The following is a 17350-nucleotide window of genomic DNA, read 5'->3' as shown; positions in this document are numbered from 1 at the left end:
GAAACAATCTGCCTTTGTGCCATCGGCCAAATAGAAAAGCCCGCCGTATTACTACGACGGGCTCAGCTTGGAGGTGTGCTGAAGGAGGAGCTCAGGGGGATCTGTATTCCTTCAACGCGCTGCAGACTGATTTGAAAGCAGCTAACACGAGGTAAAAGATGACTCGTCTTGAATCGACTCGAGAAACGAATGATCGCCAGATGCCACGATGGCCAAACCGCCAAGCCTGTTGCAATATCAACGGCAGGAGCGACTACGTTCTGCGAAACCATGGAGTAAGCTAATGACCGAACCATTGCCGAAGCCGACCGACCAGTTTGTTGAGCTAACTGCAGATCTGGTCGCTGCCTATGTCTCTAACAATCCGGTGCCGCCTGCGGAACTTCCAGAGCTGATTGCCCAAGTTTACACTAGCATTAGTAGCCTTAGCGCGCCGACAGAGGAGGTTGCAGTGCGGCCGAAGCCGCATATTCCCATTAAGAAGACCGTCACCCCCGAATATCTGATCAGCCTGGAAGACGGGAAACAGTATCGGCTACTTAAGCGCCATTTGGCGGGTGCCGGTCTGACGCCTGATGAATATCGCATGAAGTGGTCGCTTCCAACCGACTATCCGATGGTAGCCCCTGCGTACACTGCCAAACGGTCTGAACTGGCCAAGAAACTGGGCCTCGGACGCAAACCCCTGGCGAGGACGCCTGCCAAACGACGAAATGGTAAGGCAAAGACCTAACAAGGCTGCCTTACGGGCCGTGATGGCCAGCGGGCGGCGGCTTCTTCACACCAACCAAGCGAGGCCGTTGCGAACGAAACGGAAACGATGCTTCATGATCGGATGAACATCGCCATTCGTGATTCGGCACCGGAGCCCGATTATCTCTCGAGGTTGAACGTCGGCCAGCGCGCCGCTGTCATGCATGGCGATGGTTGTTCCGCAAGGCCCCTGCTCATTGTTGCCGGTGCCGGATCTGGCAAGACAAACACCCTCGCTCACCGGGTTGCCCATCTCATCGTCCGCGGCGCCGATCCTCGCCGCATTCTGCTAATGACCTTCTCCCGCCGCGCTGCCGCTGAGATGGCCAAGCGTGTCGAGCGCATCGCCGCCGAGGTGTTGAAGGAGCGCGCGGCGAGCCTGATGGAGGGGCTGAACTGGGCCGGCACATTTCATTCCGTGGGCGCCAGGCTGCTCAGGGACTATGCGCTGGATATCGGGCTTGAGCCCGCCTTCACCATCCATGACCGGGAAGACTCCGCCGATCTGATGAACTTGGTTCGCCACGAGCTCGGATATTCCGAGATGGAGAACCGCTTTCCCACTAAGGCGACCTGCCTTGCGATCTATTCCCGCGTCGTCAATTCCCAGGATGCGATCGAGGCCGTGCTGGGCAGCGCCTTTCCCTGGTGTATCGGCTGGAGCGACGAGCTCAAGCGCCTGTTCGGCGCCTATGTCGAGGCCAAGCAAGCCCAGAACATCCTCGATTACGACGACCTTTTGCTCTACTGGTCGCAGATGGCCGCCGAGCCGGAGATCGCGGCGCATCTTGCCTCGCGTTTCGACCACATCCTTGTCGACGAGTACCAGGACACCAACAAGCTGCAGGCGGCGATCCTGACTGCGATCAAGCCCGACGGCCGCGGCCTGACGGTGGTGGGTGACGATGCCCAGTCGATCTATTCGTTCCGCGCCGCCGAAGTGCGCAACATCCTCGACTTCCCCACCCTGTTTGCCGAACCTGCCGACGTGGTCACGCTCGACCAGAACTATCGCTCGACGGATGCCATCCTCAACGCCGCCAATGCCGTCATCGGCGAGGCCTCGGAGCGTTTCACCAAGAATCTCTGGACCGAACGTGCGTCGCTCGAAAAGCCTTTCATCGTGACCGTGCCCGACGAAGCCGAACAGGCAAGCTATGTCTGCGAGGAGGTGCTGAAGCAGCGCGAGGCGGGCACGCTGCTGAAGGAGCAGGCGGTGCTGTTTCGCGCAGCCCACCATGCAGGGCCACTCGAGGTCGAGCTCACCCGGCGCAACATCCCCTTCGTCAAATTCGGCGGACTGAAGTTTCTAGATGCTGCTCATGTCAAGGACTTGCTGGCTGTACTGCGCTTCGCCCAGAACCCGCGCGACCGCATCGCCGGCTTCAGGGTGATGCAACTGTTGCCCGGCATTGGCCCGTCATCGGCGGTAAATGCGATCGACAGCATGGAGCAGTCGCTTGACTTGGAGATGGGCCTGGCAAGGTTTGTGCCGCCAGCTCGGGCAGCAAGCGACTGGCCCGGCTTCGTTGACCTGTTTTGCGAACTCAGGCGCGGCCCCGGCTGGCCAGCCGAGATGGAGCGGGCGCGGCTCTGGTACGAGCCGCATCTTGAGCGCAAGCATGAGGATGCGACGACACGAAAGGCCGACCTTCTCCAGCTGGAACAAATCGCCTCGGGATATCCCAGTCGCGAGCGCTTCCTTACCGAGCTGACACTCGATCCGCCATCGGCTACCAGCGACGCGGCTGGGCCGCCGTATCTTGACGAGGACTATCTCATCCTATCCACGATCCATTCGGCCAAGGGCCAGGAGTGGACCAAGGTGTTCGTTCTCAATGCGGTGGACGGCTGCATGCCGATCGACCTGAGCGCTGGCGAGCACAAGGAGCTGGAAGAAGAGCGCCGGCTGCTCTATGTCGCGATGACACGGGCCAAGGACTCACTCCATCTGATCACGCCGCAGCGTTTCTTCACCTCCGGTCAGATGGCCCGCGGCGACAGGCATGTCTATGCCTCGCGCACCCGTTTCATCCCAGCGCATCTTCTGGAGCACTTCAAGGCCACGTCCTGGACAAGTCAGTCGTTCCGCCAAGACAAGTCGGCACGGCCGCGCGGCTCGGTCGACATCAAGGGCAAGATGCGGTCAATGTGGAAATAGCTCGCCGCCAGGAGCTGCTTTTCTTTGCTGGCCGTCCATTTCCTTCCATTCGAATAGCCGCTGATCCGGGGCTGAGGGGCGACGGGACATTGCGCCACGGCACAGAAATCGGAGGGCGGCATTACCGACCTGGTCACCTGCCGGCTGCCCTAAGGAACTGACCACGACATGTTGCGTTGATCCAGCGCCAACTCACTCGATCGCTAGGAGGTACTTCGCAATGAGCGGTTTGTTGGGACTCGATACCCTGGGACGATCTGGCGACGGGCTAGGCGAGAAGTTCAAGCTATTGCTCCATGCAGCAGCACGCGATGCGCAACGTGCGGCGACTATGAAACGCCTAGGCGAAGCAGGTTCCGTACAAATCGCCCCTGGTGTCGAACCGGGACTGACGGCCGCCGACGACAACCTCCCCAGAGACCAGCGAAAGCCCGCCCGAGGAACCGGCTCTGGTGGCTTGCCCCCCTCTGCCGAGGCTGGGCCGGGCTGTGGCATTCCACCCCAAGGCGCGAAATCATGAAAAGCAAATTCGATACTTCGCGAATGCCCGACATTCGCAAGGGCATGCCTAGTTCCAACTTGGACGAAGAGACCTTCAAGAACAGATTTCGGCAACAGTTCCTGGATCCGCAATTTGGTACTCTTGAAGCCGAACTCAAGAAAATTGCCAATGTCGCCTGGCGCGCCTATTCGACGTCACGCAAGAGCCCAAAAACGCGTCGGGCCGGAGACGGGTTTAGCGATCCGGATCACGAGTTGTCTTTCGATTGGCTCGCCACGCGCGACAACATCGCGGCCGCCCAGATCAGGCACGATGATGAATCTTTGCCGGCACGGATCCTGCTTATCAACGGGTCATCGCGCAGCGAACACACCTGCCCCGGCGAAATGTCGAAAAGCTACAGGCTGGTCGAGATTGCTCGCTCGGCAATTCTGGACACAGGGCAAATTGATGTCGAAGTTCTCGATCTCTCGCGGCTGGCATCCGAGTACGGCCGCAACATTCATCCCTGCAAAGCGTGCTTTTCGACGGCCGCGCCGCTCTGTCATTGGCCTTGTTCCTGTTATCCCAATCTCGGGCTTGGACAGACACAAGACTGGATGAACGAAATCTATCCGATGTGGGTTGCCGCCCACGGTATAATGATCGTGACGCCCGTCAACTGGTACCAGGTCAGCTCGCCGCTCAAATTGATGATGGACCGCTTGACATGCGCCGATGGCGGAAACCCCGACCCGACGTCGACCCATGGCAAGCATGCAAATGAGGCGAAGGCGCTGGAAATGGCGGGCTGGCATTACCCCCGCCATCTGGAGGGACGCCTGTTTTCGGTGGTCGTCCACGGCGATGTTGAAGGCGCGGAAAATGTCAGGCGGCTGCTCGTCGACTGGCTGGCTTTCATGCGGCTCGCGCCTGCAGCCGCCAAGGCGCAGCTCGATCGCTACATCGGCTACTGGCAGCCCTATGCCACGAGCCACCTGGCATTGGACGAGGATCGCGACATCCAGAAAGAAGTCGCCAATGCGGGAAAGGCGCTCGCGAGCGCAGTCATCGAACTACGCCGTGGCAAATTCCCCTTGGCCGATGCGGGACTTTCGGATCCAAGGTCCAAATGACATAACCCGCCGTTCCACGTCTCCGTGGTCCGGTCAACAGTCCTCTTCTGGAATTACATTCTGTTCTCAGTGAGAAGGCTTTGATGCAATCACGCCTCTACATCGTGCTGACAGTTTCGGCGATCGCAGTCGTGAGTTTCCTGATCCTTGGCCGGCCGAACGGTCTCCTTGAGACCCGTGGCGAAGGCCGCACCATAAGCCAGATGGCGGTCTGATCCGGCTCAAGAATATCTGCCGCCGCCACCCGCCTTGCGACGTCCTGTCGGATCGCACCGATTTCGTGATCGCTGGGCGCGGAACCGCCGGGCTCCGCAGTGGTTACGGAACAGCACAACAACGACGTGCAAGTCAGCCACAGACGGTCAACCAATCGACCATTTCGAAGCAGCGAAATGGGCCAGCAGGACTTGCGACGCTCTCATTGGGGAGGGCTTTGCGCGATCCCATCATTGGAGTTCCTTGCGAATGCTCATTAACGGAAAAGCGGTCGATCTGGATGAACCGGCGACATTTTACGAAGACCGTTTCAATCACGGCACATACTTCTCGCATTTAGCGCAAGCGATCAGCCATGCCGTCGCCACGCCATCGTCTCACCAGATGCACGCGGCCAGCATCGTCACCCAGTCGGGCGAGCAGTTCGGCTGGACCGAAATAGGCCTGCTGCACGATCACCTACGCAATGATGCCGCCAGCTCCGACCGAAGCGCCCACGAAGCCTTGTCAAATGGGAACCACGGACAGCCCCAAGGATTGGGCCCGGGCGGAGAGGCGGCGGGTAAGGGTCAGCAATTGGAGACCATCATGCAAACCGGAACCGAAGAGCTAAAGATCAGAACCTTCGATGGAACCGTGACCGTCACCTTTTCCGATGCCGTCATTGCGTCCACGACCAGGGCGCGGGTAGTCTGCGTAGAAGGCGAGCCTGACGTGTTCTACATTCCGTTCGAAGACATCTATTTCGAGATGCTGCGGGCGATGGACAAGAACGTTCATCGGCCTGATTGGGGCATGGCGCATTTCTGGAGCGTGTCCGCCGTCGGCGAAGCGGCCGACGATTTCATGTGGGCCTATCTGGCGCCCGAGCCGGCGGCAGCCGCTGTGGCGAACCACGGCGCCTTCAACCCGGAAAGCGCAGGGATTTCGGCAGTGCCAGCCGAACACGGCATTCACTCGACCGCCCTGCCCGACAACTAGCAACCGACAACGGCCAGCAAATCAAACACACCGACAAGCGCAAGGCTGAGAGCATGTCGACGAGGGTTAAAGGATCGCGGCATGCCTGTCGACGAGGCGGAGAGGCCTGAGCACGATGAACAAGGGTTCCGGCGGCCAACAATTCGGCTTGGGTGAGGCTGACCCAGCCTGCTGACCCGCACGCCTTCGCCTGCCGACCACCGCACCAGATTCATGGGACGAGGCGTGGCAAAAAACCTTTGCCACGCCTCGTCATGGACCGAAACGGTCGCTGAAGTGGTTACCCCTCTCCTGCCGCGTTACCAGTAGGGTTGAGCGCCGTAATGATCGTAAATACGCCGATTGTTCTCCTCCGACCAATCATAGCCGTCCCCGGTATAGGTCGGCGCTCCGTCGAGTTGCTCTCTGGTGATGTCAACCTGAAATCCGCCAAGGTCCTCGTTGTAGATTAGCTTGTTCCACGGCAATGGATAACGGTCCTGCGCCATGCCGAGAAAGCCGCCGAAACTTAACACGGCATGCGCCACACGGCCGTCGATCTTCTCAAGGATCAATCGTTCGACCTCGCCGATATGAGCGCCATCGGATCCGCAAACTTCGGTTCCAATAACCTTGTCGCTTTCGATGAGATTGTTCATTTAGGTCTCCTCGGGTTCAGGGCATCTAAAGGCCAACGCGTCCCGACGGGGCTGGTTCCGAACTTTCTGATCGATCCCGACCGGCCCGGTGTCAGAGGCCCAAATCATCGGCTTAGGCAGCCCCATTCGGTTTCGGCGGCTTTCTCCGGAACCCAATGCCCGATGCCGAGTTGCTCTCCGAGGATGGTTCACGAAGGTCGTCGCAGATGCGATATGTCCGAAGAGGAAATGGTCTACTAGGTGGTGATCTCCGACGCGCTCGCCTCGATCATCTTGCCGTACGGCTTCTAACCGATAACGAACCGCTATGCTGGAGTTGCTGGTTCCATCTTGCCGTGGCTTTCGGTACCGCAAGCGGTTTTTTCTGGCTGGCCGGCTATTGATCCACTTGAGTCTCATTCCAACGAGCAAACGTGTCGACATTTGCCCTGCAATAGATGGACATTCGAGGTATCATCATGAAAACGCCTTGCGAAGAACTGGTAAGGAAAATTCTCAACGACCCGCTGGCATCCCGCGAGATCAAGATACAGCGTCTCCGCCATCTCGAAGAGGACGCGCGCGCCTTACAGCGGGCGGCTTCCGAAAGCGCCATGAATTCCGACGATGGCTGGCAGGCGGAACTGCGCCTCGCTCGCTTGGCGCTCGAGCAATTGGGCGCCAGGCGCCTCCGCAAGGGCGCGGCGAGCCTGTGATCATGAACAAACGGAAAAAGCGTGCCATCCGGTCAGCCATCAAGGGCGATCCCGCAAGCCAGGTTGCGGCGCTGCCCTATCGCTTGGCTGCGGATGGGTCCATGCGCGTGATGCTCATCACCTCGCGCGGAACCCGGCGCTTCGTCGTACCGAAGGGCTGGCCGATGAAAAAAAAGACCTCGGCGGCTGCGGCAGCGTGCGAAGCGAGACAAGAGGCCGGCGTGGTCGGGCAGATGGCAAAGGTTCCGATCGGATCCTTTCGCTACTGGAAAAGGCTGTCGGTCGGCTTTGTTCCCGTAATCGTTCGCGTCTTTCCAATGGCGGTCGAGACGGTGCTCGAGAGCTGGAAGGAAGAAGGCGAGCGCGGTCGCCAATGGCTGTGCCCGGAGGATGCGGCAACCCTTGTCGACGAGCCGGCGCTGGCCAGCCTTGTCAGACGGATGCCGGAATTGATCGCCCCGCGTTAATTAGAGCCAGCCCGCTCTCGCGCTCGACCATGCGCACTGCGTGTCCCAAGCGGCCAGCATCGCGACTACCGGCCGGTCACAGCGCGGCAACGCCTCCAGTGTAGTCTTTTGCGCCAGCATCTCAATCCCCGCTGTGGTCCCGGACTTGTGAGGCGGCATCAGGCTCCCGTCTGACCATGAGGGGCGGAGACAGGCTTCGATTCGGGCGAGCCTTTGAAGCGGAGGAAGATGGACAGCACGACCAGCATCGCCGTGGAGAGGAATTCCGACTGCCAGTTCTGGAAGGATTCGAACCAGAGCTGCGGATCGAGCAGATAGCTGAAGACGGACTTGATATCGCCACCGTGCCGGGCCGCCTCCTCATTGGCGGCAACCGCACTTGCCAACCAATGGATAGTGAACGAAAGCACGAACAAGACGGCAAGGCCCAGACCCAACCCGTAGGAATAAAGCCACCTTCTGATGGTGCCATGCAGCCTGGCTGGCGGAGCGTCCCCTTGCCTGTGCGGATCGTCGGGATCGAGGGATTCCGCCGACCCGCGCTGGAACAGAAACGCGGTCAGCATCACATAGGCGCTCATCTGGAGAAACTCACTCTCCCAATTCTCGAAAACCGCTGAAAGAAACGAACCCGAACTGAGATATGCCAAGAAAGTCAGGGGCGGTTCGCGGTGGAGCGCCAGCTGGCGGCTCTCATGCGTGAAGCCCGCGACCGCCATTCCCAGGATCGTCACCAGAAAGACAAGCATCAACGTGATGGTGAGCCCGTTGTCCCTGAGCCAGCGTTTCATTGCATTCTCCATTTGTCGAACCACCCTTCAACGGCCAGGCGGGGATATGGTTCGCAGACACCTAAGCGTAGAAGTTTGAGCCGGGCCCCTTCGTGCAGCGCGCCGGTGATGCCGGGCCTGAAAAGCCCGCCTGGAGAAAGTCGTCTCTCCGAGGAACCTTTTGCGTCCAAGCACGCTTTTCCTTTGAACTCTTCATCCACTGAAGCCAGGTGCCGGATTGACGGTGCCTGGCATCCCAGCACTGACGGGAGACGTAAATGGGACGCGGTATTCTTCTTTGGCTGCTCGGGATTCCGATCCCGATTATCATCTTGATCCTTCTTTTCGCGCGCTAGGAGGAACGACATGACCCTAGCTCCCGATGAGACGCTGGTCTCCCAAGAATTCGCTGCTTCGCCCCAATCCGCCGCGTCCGCCATCAATTGGGGCCCGATCCTGGCCGGGGCCGCCTCCGCGGCGGGCATCACTCTGGTTTTGATGCTGCTCGGCTCCGGGCTCGGATTGACGATGGTTTCGCCCTGGTCCACGGAGGGTGTCACCATTACCACGCTGGCGGCCTCGACTGCTGTCTGGCTGGTCATCGTGCAGTGGCTGTCGGCCGCCGTCGGCGGCTACCTGACTGGCCGCCTGCGCACCAAATGGGTCGGCATCCACACCGACGAGACGTTCTTCAGGGATACGGCGCACGGCTTTCTCGCCTGGGCTCTTGCCACGTTGCTGGTCGCCGGTGTCCTTGGGTCGGTACTTACGGCTGCGGTCGGCAGCGGCGTTCAGGCGGCGTCGAATGTCGCCTCGGGTGCTGCTGCGGCCGTCACCGCCAATGCCGGTCCGCAATCGGTTGACACGGCAACCTCCTATTTCGTCGACACCCTGTTCCGGCCGTCGGATCCTGCCGCGGCCGGCGCTGCCGGGACGGTCGATTCCGACCAGGCGGCCCTGCAAGCGTCTCGCATCCTTTTGGCAAGTGCCGCCACCAATGAAGTCTCGCCCGAAGATCGTACCTATCTGGCGCAATTGGTCGCCGTTCGCACCGGCCTGTCCGAGGCCGATGCCCGGGCGCGCGTCGATGGGGTGTTGACCCGCGTCAACGAAGCCAAGGTCACCGCACAGCAAGCGGCCGACACTGCGCGCAAGGCGAGCGCCACCTTTGCCTTGGTGAGCGCCCTTTCGCTCGCCATCGGCGCCTTCATTGCAAGTGCCGCAGGCGCCCTGGGCGGCTGGCAGCGCGACGACGACGAGGTCCGCTACCGGTCGCGATGATGCCAAGTTCGCCAATGCCTGCTGGGTCCGCTCAGCAGGCATTGCGATCAGTCGTGGGCCTCGGTTCTTACCTGAGCAGGAGTGTTTTGCGCCGCTAGGGACTGAGCGAAATGCCTTCGACTTCTATTCGTGAAACCGCCTACGATCCGGAAACCAGGGTTCTCTCCGTCTGGTTCGTAGCAAGCGGCAAGCGCTACAATTATGAGGCGGTACCACCGGAGACTTACGCCGCATTTCGAAGGGCCTTTTCGAAGGGCCGCTTTTTTAATGCCCACATCCGCGATCGCTTCCGCTACCGTCTGGTGCCCGACAAGCGAGCGGCAAGATAGGCGAGTGGCAAGAGAGGCCAGTGTGTAGGCGGATGAACTATTAGGGATATATCCCGTATTCAAGCTCGGGTCAGCCAGGAGTCTGCAGCGCACTGAAACGCCGGCAATTTGCGCCTTGGTCGAGGCGTGTTTCTTGCCTCAAAAGCAGTTCGGCTTGCTCTGTTAAAAGGCCTACCGGGAGGGATTCGCGGCAGGCCCCTAGTTGAAGCGCTAAGCCGTTCGGCGATGGCAAGCGCTCCGGGAGCTAAATGCAATAGTGACACTATCGTTCCCCTGAATATTCGAACGGGAGGATCGATCGATCGCGATACGAATTCTCGCATGCATATCGCACAGTCATTGGAACCTATCGCCCTCCAAAGGGTTCTTCTCATGGCAAAGCCCAAGGAGAAAAAATAATGCAAAAGCTGATACTTAGCGCGGCATTTCTTGCCGCCACGGCTCTCTATGCCCACGCGCAAACCCAACCGTCGACGGATGGCGAGACACCGGCAATCGCCAGCCCCGACACCACAAATCCCACCGCACCGGTTGCCGGCGCGAACAGCTTCACCGAAGCCCAGGCCAAAGAGCGCATCGAGGCGGCAGGGTTCACCAATGTCGGCGTTCTGGTGAAGGCCGAGAGCGGCCTCTGGGAAGGCAAGGCCACGAAGGACGGCAAGGAAGTGGTCGTGTCGCTCGACTATCAGGGCAATGTCGTCGCCCGCTAATCCCATCCCCCCTCAAACTTTTCAGGAGGCCTAAATGGCAACCGTGACAGGACTTTTTGACACCTATTCCGACGCGAAGACCGCGGTGGGTGAACTGGCTCGTGCTGGCATCGATCACGATGACATCAGCATCGTGGCGAGCAATGCAGACGGCTCCTATGACCGCTCCACGGGCGACGTCGATACCGGCGAAGCCGCAGGCGCAGGAGCTGGCATCGGCGCCTTGGTAGGCGGCACTGGCGGCTTGCTCACAGGCCTCGGTGTGATGGCCATTCCCGGCGTGGGTCCGGTGGTGGCTGCCGGTTGGCTGGCTGCCACCGCTGCCGGTGCTGCAGCTGGGGCGCTCGCGGGCGGGGCGGCCGGTGGGATCATCGGGGCGCTGACAGATTCCGGCGTGAGTTCCGATGATGCCCATGTGTATGCCGAAGGCGTGCGTCGGGGTGGAACACTGGTGACGGCGCGGGTGTCGGACGGCGACCAGGAGAGTTTGGCCAGGTCCATCTTGCAGAATTCCAACTGGGTAGACATCAACCAGCGGCGCGCGTCCTATGCAGAAGGTGGCTGGGACAGTTTCGACGAGACTGCGGATCCTTTCTCCCCCGAGCAGGTCGAGGAAGAGCGTCGCCGCTATGCGGGCCGGGTTCCGCCGGCCGTCTGAGTCGGAGCTTCGCAGGCCCGCCAGGCCCTAAATCTGGCGGACTTGCTTCAAAGCTGCTTGTCGCGACGCTAGCCGAAGCTTGAGCGCGGAACCTATTGGCACAATCACGCTTATTTGGACAAGCGGGGAAGCGATATGCCTAAATATCGATTTGAATTTCTTCAGGAGACAGATGCCGCACCCGTTGTCCTCGAATTGGCGGGCGAAGATGCGGCCAAGGCTCAGGCGCGGCAGGCAATGGCCGAAGCCGTGTTGGATCACGTCTCTAAGAGGCTCGACCCCAGCAAGCTGGCGACGCGGATCTATGACGAGGCAGGCTATTTGATAGCGACCGTAGATTTTGGCTCGGTATTCACGGACACAGAAGACAAGGAACCGCCCTCCGCGCTTATTCCTCGGTAAAGAGATCAGGCTAGGCACTAACAATGCCACGGACATATGTGGCGTCGTCGCCAGCCTCTCGCAAGCCTTGCAGTAGGTGTAACCCTCAGCTTCTGATGAAGTGATCTAGGTTCGCCTTCTGGTAAGCCTCCGCAGCAGTACTGCGGAGTAAGTTCGGGACTGTTCTAAGCCCCGTCTTATGACGCTTAGGCGATCCGAGTCGTCGCAATCACGCCATTTGTGGACCTGCGGCGTTCACTCGTGGAAACGGCCGCCCTCTCGTGTGGGACTCTGTGAGATCGCCCGCTCTTCAATATCTTCAGGCAGCGCCTGGTCGCTTTCCTGGTAAGGATCATCGTCATCGATGCTCGGTCCGACTGCTGCCTCAGGTCCAAGCTCGAGTGGGGCACTTTCCACTGAGATTCCGGCCGTTTCTGCCATCACGCGCAGAGCCTGCTCTTCAACGAGGTCGTCGCTTTCAATAAGCTCGTCTGAAGCATAGTCGACCACGATCGACTGCCCAGCCTCGCCCATAAAAGAGACCTTGTAAAAATAGGCTGAACCGGTTTCAAAGCGCTTGGTGATGTCCGTCTTCAAAATCTGCATGGTCGTGATCCTTTGTTGATTGACCTCGACAACGCAGAGCAGGCTACTCCGTTCCTTGCCCGTTTTGGCGTCCGAAGCGCATCGGCAACGGTCGCTGCCGGGCGACGGAACCTTTTGATCCGCCCAGCGCTTTTCTAAGAGCGTCATGCAGAAGGAGACGGCCCCCGCTAGCGGTTTAACGATCCGGCGAAGTCGGTGGAAAACCTACTCGCCCACGTTCGGAGAACTCGCCAGCCACCCATCATTCCCGTCACACGAAAGGATCGGTTTTGGCACCGCGAGCAAACTGGAAGGGGGTGTTGAAGGTCGGGGAACTGAGTTGCCCGGTTGCGCTCTACACCGCTGCCTCGACGTCGGAGCGCATTGCCTTCCACACCATCAACCGCGCGACGGGCCATCGGGTCCGGCGCGAATTCGTCGACAGCGAAACCGGCAAGGCCGTCGACAGGGAGCAGCAGGTCAAGGGTTACGACATCGGCAAGGACGATTACGTCGTGCTTTCCCAGGACGAAGTGGCAGCGGCCGTGCCGGAAAGCGACAAGACGCTTTCGATCACCGCCTTCATCGCCTGCGCCGATGTCGACGACATCTATTTCGACCGCCCCTATTATCTCGCCCCGTCAGGCGACAGCGCCGAGGAGGCCTTCACGCTCATCCGGGAAGGCATGCGGCAGAAGCAGGTTGTCGCCATCGCCCAGGCGGTGCTGTTCCGGCGCGTGCGTGTCCTGCTCATCCGCGCCTATGACGACGGCCTGGTCGCGACAACGCTCAACTTCGACTATGAAGTGCGTTCGGCGAAGGAAGCCTTCGGCGATATCGCTTCGATGAAGATGGAAGGTGAGATGCTGGAGCTCGCCGAGCACATCATCAAGACCAAGAAGGGCAAGTTCGACGCGGCGACATTCGACGACCGCTACGAGGCCGCGCTGGCGGACCTCGTCAAGGCAAAGCTGGACGGCAAGAAGATCGCGGCCCCGAAACAGCCGAAACGCGAGGATGTGATCGATCTGATGGCGGCGCTGCGTGAGAGCGCCGGCGTTGCCGGCAAGACCTCGCGGAAAAAGACCCGGGCGCCGCGCAAGCCCGGCAAGGCGCAGCCGGCGCGGCGCAAGGCCGGATGATCATGGCGCTCGAGACCTATCGAAAAAAGCGGAATTTCGGCACCACGCCTGAGCCGAAAGGGCGACAGGGGCGCCGCACAGGCAACAGCTTCGTCGTCCAGAAACACGATGCGACACGCCTGCATTACGACTTCCGTCTGGAGATGGATGGCGTACTGAAAAGCTGGGCGGTCACCAAGGGGCCCAGCCTGTCGCCCGGCGACAAGCGGCTGGCCGTGCATGTCGAGGACCATCCGCTCGCTTATGGCGATTTTGAAGGAACGATTCCGAAAGGCGAATATGGCGGCGGCACCGTGATCGTCTGGGACCGCGGCAGCTGGACGCCGATCGGCGACGGCGCGAAAGGTTACGCCAAGGGGCAGCTCGATTTCGAACTTGATGGCGAGAAGCTTCACGGCCGCTGGCATCTCGTGCGCATGCGCGGAAAACCACGGGAGAAACGGGAAAACTGGCTGCTGATCAAGGGCGACGACGAATTTGCCCGGAACGACGGCGCTGATGTGTTGGACGAGCAACCGCTGTCGGTGAAGACGGGCCGGGACATCCCTGAGGTCGCGGGCGAAGCTCCCGGCTGGTCGTCGAAGAGCGGGCGCATCAGCGCCGGCAAGTCGCCCGACAAGACAACACCCGGCAAGGCCGGCAAGAGAGCGCCGGCCGCCAGGCCGACAGGGGGCTCGCCGGCCAGCGCCGCCGCCGACATGACCAAGGCCAGAAAGGCAGCCCTTCCTGACTTCATCGAGCCGGCTCTGGCGAGCCTTGCGGCCTCGCCGCCCGCAGGCGAGCGCTGGATTCACGAAATCAAGTTCGACGGTTACCGCCTGCAGGCGAGACTGCAGGATGGCGATGTTGTCCTGTTGACGCGCAGCGGACTGGATTGGACGGGCAAGTTCGGCAAGGCTACAACAGGCGCGCTTGCCGCCCTTCCCGCCGCCTCGGCACTGATCGACGGCGAGCTGGTCGTGGAGACGGGCACCGGTGCGTCGGATTTTTCCGCCCTGCAGGCCGACCTCAGCGCGAGCCGGATGGACCGCTTCGTCTTCTATGCATTCGACCTGCTCTATCTCGACGGATACGACGTCACCCAGACACCCCTGGTGGAGCGCAAGGCCATGCTGCAACAGCTTGTCCCCGAGGGCGACGGCATGGTCCGCTACAGCGGTCATTTTGAGGAACGGGGCAGTCTGGTGCTGCGGCACGCCTGCCGCCTGAGCCTCGAGGGCGTGGTGTCGAAGCTGCGCGACGGCCCCTATCGTAGCGGCCGCGGCAAGTCTTGGATCAAGTCGAAATGCTCCGCCCGCCAGGAGTTCGTCGTCGCCGGATTTGTCCCTTCAAGCGTTTCGCGCAACGCAATCGGTTCGCTCATCCTCGGCGTGTTCGACGGCAAAGAGCTTCACCATGTCGGCCGTGTCGGGACCGGATTCACCGAAGCTGTGGCACGGCAGCTCTTCGGCAGGCTCGACCGCATGGCGATCGCGACCAGCCCATTTGCCAGCCGCCTGTCGGCCGACGAAAGGCGCCAGGCCCGCTATGTCCGGCCCGAACTGGTGGCGGAAGTAGAGTTCCGGGCGTGGACCGCGGATGGTCACCTGCGCCACGCCTCGTTTCGCGGCTTGCGGGAAGACAAGCCGGCCACGGAAATCGTCCGCGAAGCGCAACCGGTCGCGAAAGCGCCGCCGCCTCAACGTCGGACAGTCAAGCTCACCCACCCCGACCGCCTCTACTGGCCCGAGGAGGGCGTGACCAAGGAGGGGCTGGCGGACTACTACAGCGACGTCTGGCGTCATATGGCGCCGATGGTCGTCGGCCGGCCACTGGCGCTGCTGCGCTGCCCGAACGGCATTGACGGCGAGAAGTTCTTCCAGAAACATGCCTGGAAAGGCCTGAACCAGAACATCGTGCTCATAAAGGACCCCGAGGATGCCGCCGGCGCACCGCTGATCAGCATCAACGACCTCGACGGCATGCTTGGCCTGGTCCAGTCGGCGGCGCTGGAAATCCATCCGTGGGGCTCGACGGCAGCGGATTGGGAACATCCCGACATGATCGTCATGGATCTCGATCCGGGAGACGGAGTCTCCTGGCAGGCCGTCACCGAGGCGGCGCAGGAGGTTCGACAGCGGCTGGTCGACAAGGGGCTTGCCGCCTTCCTGAAAACCTCGGGCGGCAAGGGCCTCCACGTCGTGGCGCCACTCAAGCCGAAGGCCGGCTGGCCTGAGGTCAAGGCCTTCACCAAGGCGATCGCCGACGCAATGGCGTCGGACGATCCGGATCGCTATGTCTCGACGATCAGCAAGTCGAAGCGCCACGGCAAGATCCTAGTCGACTATCTGCGCAACCAGCGCGGCGCGACCGCCGTGGCCTGCTATTCGACTCGGGCCCGCCCGGGGGCTTCGGTCTCGGCGCCGCTGTCATGGGATGAGCTCGGCGCAGAGGTGGGTCCGGCCCACTTCACCGTCGAAAATATGCCGAAGCGCCTCGAAGCTCTGGCAGGCGATCCGTGGGAGGATTTCCGCGCCGCCGCCGTCCCGCTCGTCGTAAAAGCCGGCAAGCCCGGCTAGTTCTTGGCGCGGCCTTCCGCCTTGATGCTGCGTTTCAGCGCATCCATGATGCTGACGACATTGCTCGAGGACGGCGTTTCGGTCTTTTCTCTGGCAGGTCGACGGCGGCCCTTCTTCTTGGAGGCGATGATGTCGAGCAGCTTTTCCTGGACCGGATCACGAACCATGTCGGGGTCCCAGGGGCGTGTCCGGGTCTCGATGAGGCGGCCCACCAGGGCCATCAGATCGGGATCGAGCTTGCGGGCATCGATCTCGGCGAAATAATCGCCCGCGTCGCGGACCTCGTCGCCATAGCGCAATGTCCACAACACGATGCCCTTGTCGCGCGGCTCCAGCATCACGGCGCGCTCACGCCGGTAGAGAACCAGGCGCGAAATGCCGACCATGCCTGATGCCGCCATGGCATCGCGGATCACCGAGAAGGCTTCCTCGCCGACGCTGTCGTCCGGCATCAGATAATGCGGCTTGTCGAGCCAGATCCAGCCGATGCTGTCGGCGGAAACGAACATCTCGATGTCGATTGTCCGGGTGCTGTCGAGACCGACTGCTTCAAGCTCCTCGTCTTCGAGGAGCACATAATCGTCCTCCCCCTTCGGGTAGCCCTTGACCTCATCGTCCTCGTTTACAGGCTTGCTGGTGACCGCATCGACATAGTGGCTGACGACCCGATTTCCGGTCTTTTCGTTGAGGGTGTGAAAGCGAACCTTCTCGGACTCGCTGGTCGCGGGCGTCATGGCGACAGGACAGGTCACCAGCGACAATTTCATGTAGCCCTTCCAGAATGCGCGCTGTGCCATGGTATCGACCCGCATGTCATTGCCAGATGTCGGGTAACGTCGGATGCGGGCATGCGTTCCGATGCGATGCCTTGCTCGGCATGCTGCCAAGGCAAGCCATCGCGCATGATCGAACATAAGGCATCAGCCAATCGGCAGATTTGCGCCCCATGGTCCCGAAACCAACTGGGAAAAGAACGGCCGGAATGGAACTCGTCGCAGTTGCCGAAGTTTTCTCTTTGAAAGCCTGTCGTCGATGACAAAGGAGGCCAGCATGAGGTCCGCGCAGACGACAATTGACCCCGACATCATCCGCCGATGGGCGGAGCAACGTGGCGGAAAACCATCGCGGATTAAAGACTCCGCCAAGGGTGCGGGTATACTGCGTCTTGACTTTGGTGAGAAAGAGCCGGGACTGGAGGAAATTTCCTGGGAGCAGTTCTTCGAAATATTCGACAAGGAGAAGCTTGCCTTTCTTCATCAGGACAAGACCGACGAAGGCATCAGCCGTTTTAACAAGTTCGTCAAACGGGACTAGGTCGCACTGCACCGGGCCGGCGGTCTTGCAACAGAATCGTTTGGCCGTCGGGCGCTTTTCGCGAGCGTTGACGCCAACCATCCTTCCGACATGG

At 60.8% G+C, this 17350-nt stretch carries 20 protein-coding genes; 15 read left to right on the top strand and 5 right to left on the bottom strand.

The annotated features are described in order from the left end of the window. The first annotated feature begins 283 nt into the window (after positions 1–283). Positions 284–733, top strand: coding sequence for a MucR family transcriptional regulator (locus ASC75_RS07415; RefSeq protein WP_055972447.1), 450 nt, complete (start codon positions 284–286; stop codon positions 731–733). A gap of 45 nt (positions 734–778) precedes the next feature. Here the strand turns inward: ASC75_RS07415 and ASC75_RS26665 are convergent, their stop codons facing one another. Continuing rightward, positions 779–1006 carry a hypothetical protein gene (locus ASC75_RS26665; protein WP_244487784.1) on the bottom strand — a complete coding sequence of 76 codons (228 nt, stop codon included), beginning with the start codon at positions 1004–1006 and terminating at the stop codon, positions 779–781. Here ASC75_RS26665 and ASC75_RS07410 point away from each other — a divergent pair. From ASC75_RS07410 to ASC75_RS26660, 4 genes are all read left to right on the top strand, one after another. Further along, positions 914–2914: an ATP-dependent helicase gene (locus ASC75_RS07410; RefSeq protein WP_244487781.1), complete on the top strand. Its 2001-nt coding sequence runs from the start codon at positions 914–916 to the stop codon at positions 2912–2914. The genes ASC75_RS26665 and ASC75_RS07410 overlap by 93 nt on opposite strands. A 516-nt stretch (positions 2915–3430) precedes the next feature. Further along, the gene (locus ASC75_RS07405) at positions 3431–4531 is read left to right on the top strand and encodes a flavodoxin family protein (RefSeq protein ID WP_055972441.1); all 1101 of its coding nucleotides are present in this window, start codon (positions 3431–3433) and stop codon (positions 4529–4531) included. An 83-nt stretch (positions 4532–4614) separates the two neighbouring features. After that, positions 4615–4746, top strand: coding sequence for a hypothetical protein (locus tag ASC75_RS26860; RefSeq protein WP_280137931.1), 132 nt, complete (start codon positions 4615–4617; stop codon positions 4744–4746). Between the two features lie 250 nt (positions 4747–4996). Continuing rightward, a complete protein-coding gene (locus tag ASC75_RS26660) occupies positions 4997–5728 on the top strand; it encodes a DUF427 domain-containing protein (RefSeq protein WP_244487774.1) in 732 nt (243 codons plus the stop codon). A 299-nt stretch (positions 5729–6027) separates the two neighbouring features. On the opposite strand, the gene ASC75_RS07395 is transcribed toward ASC75_RS26660, so the two are convergent. Next, positions 6028–6366 (bottom strand): PRC-barrel domain-containing protein, encoded by a 339-nt coding sequence (locus ASC75_RS07395; protein WP_055972439.1) that lies wholly within the window; start codon positions 6364–6366, stop codon positions 6028–6030. Positions 6367–6824: 458 nt separating this feature from the next. Here ASC75_RS07395 and ASC75_RS07390 point away from each other — a divergent pair, with 458 nt between their 5' ends. Further along, entirely contained in the window at positions 6825–7061 is a 237-nt protein-coding gene (locus tag ASC75_RS07390) for a hypothetical protein (protein ID WP_055972673.1), read from the top strand. A gap of 2 nt (positions 7062–7063) precedes the next feature. Then, the gene (locus ASC75_RS07385; protein WP_055972436.1) at positions 7064–7528 is read left to right on the top strand and encodes an NUDIX hydrolase; all 465 of its coding nucleotides are present in this window, start codon (positions 7064–7066) and stop codon (positions 7526–7528) included. 158 nt (positions 7529–7686) lie between these two features. Here ASC75_RS07385 and ASC75_RS07380 read toward each other — a convergent pair whose 3' ends face one another. Next, positions 7687–8319, bottom strand: coding sequence for a DUF6766 family protein (locus tag ASC75_RS07380; RefSeq protein ID WP_055972671.1), 633 nt, complete (start codon positions 8317–8319; stop codon positions 7687–7689). A gap of 345 nt (positions 8320–8664) precedes the next feature. Here ASC75_RS07380 and ASC75_RS07375 point away from each other — a divergent pair, with 345 nt between their 5' ends. The 5 genes from ASC75_RS07375 to ASC75_RS07360 all read left to right on the top strand — a co-directional run bounded on the left by ASC75_RS07375 (position 8665) and on the right by ASC75_RS07360 (position 11678). Beyond that, positions 8665–9579 carry a hypothetical protein gene (locus ASC75_RS07375; RefSeq protein WP_055972434.1) on the top strand — a complete coding sequence of 305 codons (915 nt, stop codon included), beginning with the start codon at positions 8665–8667 and terminating at the stop codon, positions 9577–9579. A gap of 110 nt (positions 9580–9689) precedes the next feature. Next, the gene (locus ASC75_RS25270; RefSeq protein ID WP_082496438.1) at positions 9690–9908 is read left to right on the top strand and encodes a KTSC domain-containing protein; all 219 of its coding nucleotides are present in this window, start codon (positions 9690–9692) and stop codon (positions 9906–9908) included. A 398-nt stretch (positions 9909–10306) separates the two neighbouring features. Then, a complete protein-coding gene (locus tag ASC75_RS07370; protein WP_055972430.1) occupies positions 10307–10618 on the top strand; it encodes a hypothetical protein in 312 nt (103 codons plus the stop codon). 34 nt (positions 10619–10652) lie between these two features. Beyond that, positions 10653–11276 (top strand): general stress protein, encoded by a 624-nt coding sequence (locus tag ASC75_RS07365; protein WP_055972427.1) that lies wholly within the window; start codon positions 10653–10655, stop codon positions 11274–11276. A 135-nt stretch (positions 11277–11411) separates the two neighbouring features. Next, positions 11412–11678, top strand: a complete 267-nt coding sequence (locus tag ASC75_RS07360; protein ID WP_055972424.1) for a hypothetical protein — start codon at positions 11412–11414, stop codon at positions 11676–11678. A gap of 234 nt (positions 11679–11912) precedes the next feature. Here ASC75_RS07360 and ASC75_RS07355 read toward each other — a convergent pair whose 3' ends face one another. Beyond that, positions 11913–12263 carry a hypothetical protein gene (locus ASC75_RS07355; protein ID WP_156381143.1) on the bottom strand — a complete coding sequence of 117 codons (351 nt, stop codon included), beginning with the start codon at positions 12261–12263 and terminating at the stop codon, positions 11913–11915. Between the two features lie 269 nt (positions 12264–12532). Between ASC75_RS07355 and ASC75_RS07350 the strand changes: the two genes are divergently transcribed. Together ASC75_RS07350 and ligD are read left to right on the top strand one after the other, a co-directional pair. Further along, on the top strand, positions 12533–13384 hold the full coding sequence (locus tag ASC75_RS07350; protein WP_055972417.1) for a Ku protein: 852 nt from the start codon (positions 12533–12535) through the stop codon (positions 13382–13384). A gap of 2 nt (positions 13385–13386) precedes the next feature. Continuing rightward, entirely contained in the window at positions 13387–15942 is a 2556-nt protein-coding gene (ligD, locus tag ASC75_RS07345) for a DNA ligase D (protein ID WP_055972668.1), read from the top strand. Here ligD and ASC75_RS07340 read toward each other — a convergent pair. Continuing rightward, on the bottom strand, positions 15939–16739 hold the full coding sequence (locus ASC75_RS07340) for a Ku protein (RefSeq protein WP_055972665.1): 801 nt from the start codon (positions 16737–16739) through the stop codon (positions 15939–15941). The two genes, ligD and ASC75_RS07340, sit on opposite strands and share 4 nt — an antisense overlap. A 253-nt stretch (positions 16740–16992) precedes the next feature. Here ASC75_RS07340 and ASC75_RS07335 point away from each other — a divergent pair, with 253 nt between their 5' ends. Then, complete coding sequence (locus ASC75_RS07335; protein WP_055972662.1) at positions 16993–17256, top strand: hypothetical protein; 264 nt, start codon at positions 16993–16995, stop codon at positions 17254–17256. Positions 17257–17350: the final 94 nt, after the last annotated feature.

It is taken from the genome of Aminobacter sp. DSM 101952 (assembly GCF_001424795.1).
Classification (GTDB): domain Bacteria; phylum Pseudomonadota; class Alphaproteobacteria; order Rhizobiales; family Rhizobiaceae; genus Aminobacter; species Aminobacter aganoensis.
This window is presented reverse-complemented; position numbering and strand designations above follow the sequence as displayed.

Excerpts from the sequence above, each read along its gene's own strand:
- ASC75_RS25270 (WP_082496438.1), top strand. The coding sequence starts at position 9,690 with ATGCCTTCGACTTCTATTCGTGAAACCGCCTACGATCCGGAAACCAGG.
- ASC75_RS26660 (WP_244487774.1), top strand. The coding sequence starts at position 4,997 with ATGCTCATTAACGGAAAAGCGGTCGATCTGGATGAACCGGCGACATTT.
- ASC75_RS07355 (WP_156381143.1), bottom strand. The coding sequence starts at position 12,263 with ATGCAGATTTTGAAGACGGACATCACCAAGCGCTTTGAAACCGGTTCA.
- ASC75_RS07385 (WP_055972436.1), top strand. The coding sequence starts at position 7,064 with ATGAACAAACGGAAAAAGCGTGCCATCCGGTCAGCCATCAAGGGCGAT.
- ASC75_RS07365 (WP_055972427.1), top strand. The coding sequence starts at position 10,653 with ATGGCAACCGTGACAGGACTTTTTGACACCTATTCCGACGCGAAGACC.
- ASC75_RS07375 (WP_055972434.1), top strand. The coding sequence starts at position 8,665 with ATGACCCTAGCTCCCGATGAGACGCTGGTCTCCCAAGAATTCGCTGCT.
- ASC75_RS07415 (WP_055972447.1), top strand. The coding sequence starts at position 284 with ATGACCGAACCATTGCCGAAGCCGACCGACCAGTTTGTTGAGCTAACT.
- ASC75_RS07405 (WP_055972441.1), top strand. The coding sequence starts at position 3,431 with ATGAAAAGCAAATTCGATACTTCGCGAATGCCCGACATTCGCAAGGGC.
- ASC75_RS07395 (WP_055972439.1), bottom strand. The coding sequence starts at position 6,366 with ATGAACAATCTCATCGAAAGCGACAAGGTTATTGGAACCGAAGTTTGC.
- ASC75_RS07360 (WP_055972424.1), top strand. The coding sequence starts at position 11,412 with ATGCCTAAATATCGATTTGAATTTCTTCAGGAGACAGATGCCGCACCC.
- ASC75_RS07370 (WP_055972430.1), top strand. The coding sequence starts at position 10,307 with ATGCAAAAGCTGATACTTAGCGCGGCATTTCTTGCCGCCACGGCTCTC.
- ASC75_RS07410 (WP_244487781.1), top strand. The coding sequence starts at position 914 with ATGCATGGCGATGGTTGTTCCGCAAGGCCCCTGCTCATTGTTGCCGGT.
- ligD (WP_055972668.1), top strand. The coding sequence starts at position 13,387 with ATGGCGCTCGAGACCTATCGAAAAAAGCGGAATTTCGGCACCACGCCT.
- ASC75_RS26665 (WP_244487784.1), bottom strand. The coding sequence starts at position 1,006 with ATGGGCAACCCGGTGAGCGAGGGTGTTTGTCTTGCCAGATCCGGCACC.
- ASC75_RS07335 (WP_055972662.1), top strand. The coding sequence starts at position 16,993 with ATGAGGTCCGCGCAGACGACAATTGACCCCGACATCATCCGCCGATGG.
- ASC75_RS07380 (WP_055972671.1), bottom strand. The coding sequence starts at position 8,319 with ATGAAACGCTGGCTCAGGGACAACGGGCTCACCATCACGTTGATGCTT.
- ASC75_RS07340 (WP_055972665.1), bottom strand. The coding sequence starts at position 16,739 with ATGGCACAGCGCGCATTCTGGAAGGGCTACATGAAATTGTCGCTGGTG.
- ASC75_RS07390 (WP_055972673.1), top strand. The coding sequence starts at position 6,825 with ATGAAAACGCCTTGCGAAGAACTGGTAAGGAAAATTCTCAACGACCCG.
- ASC75_RS26860 (WP_280137931.1), top strand. The coding sequence starts at position 4,615 with ATGCAATCACGCCTCTACATCGTGCTGACAGTTTCGGCGATCGCAGTC.